The sequence below is a fragment of the Pseudomonas sp. P5_A12 genome (assembly GCF_056400685.1).
The window spans coordinates 1-4,291 of record NZ_JBFUKU010000377.1; the positions used below are offsets into that span (position 1 = coordinate 1).

The following is a 4,291-nucleotide window of genomic DNA, read 5'->3' on the forward strand; positions in this document are numbered from 1 at the left end:
TTCGAACGTCTCATGGTCGACTCTGGCGTGCTGCTGTTCAAGTACTGGCTGGAAGTCAGCCCGGAAGAACAGTCACGGCGCCTCAAGGAGCGCATCACCGACGGGCGCAAGATCTGGAAACTGTCGCCGATGGATATCAAATCCTACAACCGCTGGGACGACTACACGCGCGCGCGCGACGATATGTTCGAAGCCACCGACACCGACTGGGCACCTTGGCATGTCGCCCGTTCCGAAGACAAGAAATCCGTACGGCTGAACGTGCTGACTCACTTGCTGGAGAACATCCCCTACAAAAAAATCAAGCAGGAAAAAATCGTGCTGCCCAAACGTAAAATCGGCAGCTACAAGGCCGCCAACTATCCGTTCAAATACATCGCTGAACCCTACTGAGGGCTCAGCGCGACGCGACGGCCTATTCTTCGGTTTGGGCCGCTTTCGCGGTTTCTTCGATGGCACGGATACTGATTGCCGCAAAGATGGCCGTCATCAGCACGCCGTTGAAACCAAGTGCCACTGAAAGGATGCGCGAGAGGGTCGTTTTCGGTACCAGGTCGCCGTAACCGATGGTCAAGCCGGTCACGAACCCGAAGTAGATACCGTCAAACGGCCCCCACCCTTCCAGTTGGCCGATGATGATTCCGAACAACACAATCGTAAACAACAGGATGGAGAAAATCGGCCAGACTACAAGAAAGTAAAACCACACTGTTGAGTAAAACTCTCTACGGACGTGCTTTGCAAAGGAACGTTTCATGTCGTGAGTTTCCTGAGGTTTACGTTGGCGACAGTTGATTGCGTGGGTAACGACACCTGACAGCTTGGCACAAGTGTGGAAAAAGGAGATTTGGATGGCCGACTCAAGCAAAAAAATGAGCCTCACGGGGCTCACCACACTGGTGATGGTCAACATGATGGGTTCGGGCATCATCATGCTGCCGACGAGCATGGCTCAACTGGGGGCCATTTCATTGTTGTCATGGATCGTCACGGCCATCGGTTCCATGGCCATCGCTTACTGCTTTTCGCAGTGCGGCATCTACTGTCAGCGCTCGGGCGGGTTGTCCGCCTACACCGAAGAGGCGCATGGCAAATCAGGTTTCTTCCTCTGTTCGTATCTGTATTTTCTGTCGCTGGCCATCGCCAACGTCGCCGTCGCCATCTCCGCCGTGGGTTACATGACCTCGTTCCTGCCTTGGCTGGGCAGCGGCGCAATTCCCCTGTTCATCGGTACGGTGGGGCTGTTGTGGTTAACCACCGTGGCCAACTTCGGCGGCCCCGGCATCACCGGCAAGATCGGGGCAATTACCGTCTGGGGGGTGATCATCCCGGTGGCGGGGCTGAGCATTATCGGCTGGTTCTGGTTCAAGTCGGATGTCCTGGTTGCCGCTTGGAACCCGAACAACCTCACCAACTCCGAAGCGATCAGCAAGGCAATCCCGCTGACCCTCTGGGCTTTTCTGGGCATGGAGTCCGCGRCCCAAGCCTCCGATGCGGTGGAGAACCCCAAGCGCACCGTGCCGCTCGCCTGTCTGTTCGGCACCCTCGGCGCCGCCGTGGTCTACGTGCTGTCGACGACCGTCATCCAGGGCATCATTCCCAATGCCGAACTGGCCAACGCATCGGCGCCCTTCGCGCTGGTCTATGCGCAAATGTTCAACCCCATGGTCGGCAATATCATCATGGCGCTGGCAGTGATGGCGTGTGTTGGCTCGCTGTTGGGGTGGCAATTCACGTTGGCGCAAACGGCGAAGATGACTGCAGACCAGGGGATGTTTCCGAAACTGTTCAGCAAGGTCAACTCACGCAACGCCCCGCTCATGGGCATGCTCGCCTGTGGTGTGTTGCAGACACTGATGGCCTTGTCGACCATTTCACCCAATGCCAGCGAGCAGTTCGGAAAGCTGGTCAATCTTGCCGCCGTGACCAACCTGATTCCCTACGTGACGGCGCTGACCGGGTTGTTTGTCATGATGTACAAGGCCTCGGTATCGCCGAAGGTCTATCTGCGTAATACACCGGCGTTGCTGATCGCGGTCGCCTATTCGTTGTATGCCCTGCATGCCTGCGGCAAGGACGCCGTGTTCGGCGGCGCCTTGGTCCTGGCCTTCGGCTACCCGCTCTATGGCTTGCTCGCCAAACGCTTTGCCACTGTGTCTGCAACCGGTCAACCCAGGGTCGACACCCCTTAGGCCTGGATTTCGGACAGCACTGACATCTGCACATGGGGAACAGGGACATGAACGCACAACGAACCAAAACCACCGCACGGCTGCTTGCTTGCCTGCTGTTGATGGTGCCGCTACTGGCCGGTGCCAGCACCCTTGAACGCGTGCGTTCGAGCAATACGTTGACCCTTGGCTACCTGCCGGACTTCGCCCCTTTCAGTTACAAGGAAGGTGACAAGGTCCAGGGTTATGCCATCGGTCTTTGCGAAAAAATCGCCGACAAGGTCAAGGCCGAACTGGGGTTGCCCGAGTTGCAGGTGCGCTACCAGCCCGTCACCACCGAGGATGAGATCAGTGCCGTCAGTTCGGGCAAGGTCGACATCCTCTGCACGCCGACACCGCGGACACTTGAGCGCCGCAAGTCAGTGAGCTATTCGGTGCCGGTTTACACCGCAGGCCTTTCAGTGGTGGTGCACCAGGATGCTCCGGCACCACTGCTTGATGTGCTCAACGGCAAAGTTGCCCATACCGGACCGACCTGGCGTGCAACCGTCAACCATGGGCTGACCAACCAGACTTATGTCACCACCAAGGGCGGCGTCAGCGAGGCGTGGATCCGTCAGCAGATGCGCTTGCTCGGCGTGGTCGCCACGCTGATCACAGTCGACACCACCGCCGCCGGCCTGGAATTGGTCGCCGAAGGCAAAGCGGATGCCATGTTCAGTGAACGAATGATGCTTCGGAACCTCCTCGACAGCCATTACCCCACCGGCAATCTGGTGTTGCTGGAGCGCATATTCGAGTACGCCCCGACGGCCATGGCGGTGCCGCGCGACGATGAAGATTTCCGTCTGCTGGTCGACACCACGCTGAGTGAAATGTACCGATCCGGGGAGATTGAACAGGCGTACGACAAGTACCTGGAAGGCGCCAGCGAAACGACAAGAAAGCTGTTCAAGGTTTATGCGCTGCCCTAGCGCCGGCAAACTCGCAGGGTGAAGGCTAGCGAATAAGTCTGGCGAGAAAGCCTGCAAAAAAAAGGAGCGCGACAAACCGCGCTCCTGTTCTTTTTGTGCCTGGGCCACGAAGCCAATGGCCGGGTTAGCATCGAATAGCTTGATGAAGCCGCCGGAGTTGTGAGCACGAAGAACTGTACGAAGTGATTGCCGTCGGAGTTCGGACGTAGCCCGTACGGCCTGTCTGCACCTGACCAACTGCGCGAACGCCTTCGCGACGCCCAAGAAGAGGCGCAGACGCAGCGCTAATACACAACCCCTTACTCTTTGACTTGAAACTCCAATTTTTCAGATTTCTTTTCAATGCCGGCATCTTTGACGATGTAATACGAATAGGCACGGTTATTTGGGACGAAATTTTTCTCAAAGATGTCTTTTGGAACGAGGAAAGTGATGGATGTTTCCACCGGATCAACTAATACGATCTGCACACTCCAAAAATTGTCGTATGAGGTCTCAACAAAAATCTCGAGTATCTGACCTGCCACCATCTTCCCGTACGTATGAACCACTCCGTGAGCCACGTCTTTCAGTTTCGAGACATAAAGCACTCCTCTATCTATATCGATAATACGGGGCATAACTAGTTCTATCTGTTCTTCGGTCATTTCTAAAATCCTTATTTTGATATATCAAACCATTTGATAAATGCCATTCTGAAAGCAGCACCTTTATGAAGTCGGGTTATTCGACTCCCGAGCAATTAAGGCTTCAGACGCAGAAAGCCGGCTACTGTCAGAAATTACAGTTCCGACCAACGGTAAGTCTCCGGTACCTGCCTGCATCTAACCAACTTGCCGCAAATATCTACGCCATGTCCACGAAGAGGCTGGATGTTTATAAGTACGCATAAAAAACCCGGCCTCATCGGCTAATGCCGATCAGTTAAGCCCTCTTGCTTGACCTTTGGCCGCAAGAAATCAAAATCCGATACCTGAATTGGTATCGGATTTTTTTATGCGTCTCGCTCGGGCACTGGAACTGACTCACAACATCGCCTCCACTCCCCACGCCATCGAGGGGTTGGATTCGTTGCTCGATCCTTCTTTGGTCGAGCAGGCACTGGAACAGGCAGGCGTAGCAACCTTGCGCAAGCGCCGTCTGCCG

Annotated in this window: 6 protein-coding genes; 4 read left to right on the plus strand and 2 right to left on the minus strand. The window is 55.6% G+C overall.

Going from position 1 to position 4,291, the window contains the following annotated elements:
- Positions 1-393 (plus strand): polyphosphate kinase 2 family protein (locus AC1DSG_RS28205; RefSeq protein WP_477793805.1); only part of this gene is annotated, 393 nt, incomplete at its 5' end.
- Positions 394-415: 22 nt separating this feature from the next.
- Here AC1DSG_RS28205 and AC1DSG_RS28210 read toward each other — a convergent pair.
- A complete protein-coding gene (locus tag AC1DSG_RS28210; RefSeq protein ID WP_477793806.1) occupies positions 416-757 on the minus strand; it encodes a potassium channel family protein in 342 nt (113 codons plus the stop codon).
- Between the two features lie 94 nt (positions 758-851).
- Here AC1DSG_RS28210 and potE point away from each other — a divergent pair, with 94 nt between their 5' ends.
- Together potE and AC1DSG_RS28220 are read left to right on the plus strand one after the other, a co-directional pair.
- On the plus strand, positions 852-2,192 hold the full coding sequence (gene potE / locus AC1DSG_RS28215) for a putrescine-ornithine antiporter (RefSeq protein WP_477793807.1): 1,341 nt from the start codon (positions 852-854) through the stop codon (positions 2,190-2,192).
- 47 nt (positions 2,193-2,239) lie between these two features.
- Positions 2,240-3,145, plus strand: a complete 906-nt coding sequence (locus tag AC1DSG_RS28220; RefSeq protein ID WP_477793808.1) for an amino acid ABC transporter substrate-binding protein — start codon at positions 2,240-2,242, stop codon at positions 3,143-3,145.
- A gap of 299 nt (positions 3,146-3,444) precedes the next feature.
- Here the strand turns inward: AC1DSG_RS28220 and AC1DSG_RS28225 are convergent, their stop codons facing one another.
- Positions 3,445-3,792 (minus strand): hypothetical protein, encoded by a 348-nt coding sequence (locus tag AC1DSG_RS28225; protein WP_477793809.1) that lies wholly within the window; start codon positions 3,790-3,792, stop codon positions 3,445-3,447.
- A 349-nt stretch (positions 3,793-4,141) separates the two neighbouring features.
- On the opposite strand from AC1DSG_RS28225, the gene AC1DSG_RS28230 reads away from it, so the two are divergent.
- Positions 4,142-4,291, plus strand: a 150-nt coding sequence (locus AC1DSG_RS28230; protein ID WP_477793810.1) for a transposase domain-containing protein, incomplete at its 3' end; no start/stop codon positions are given.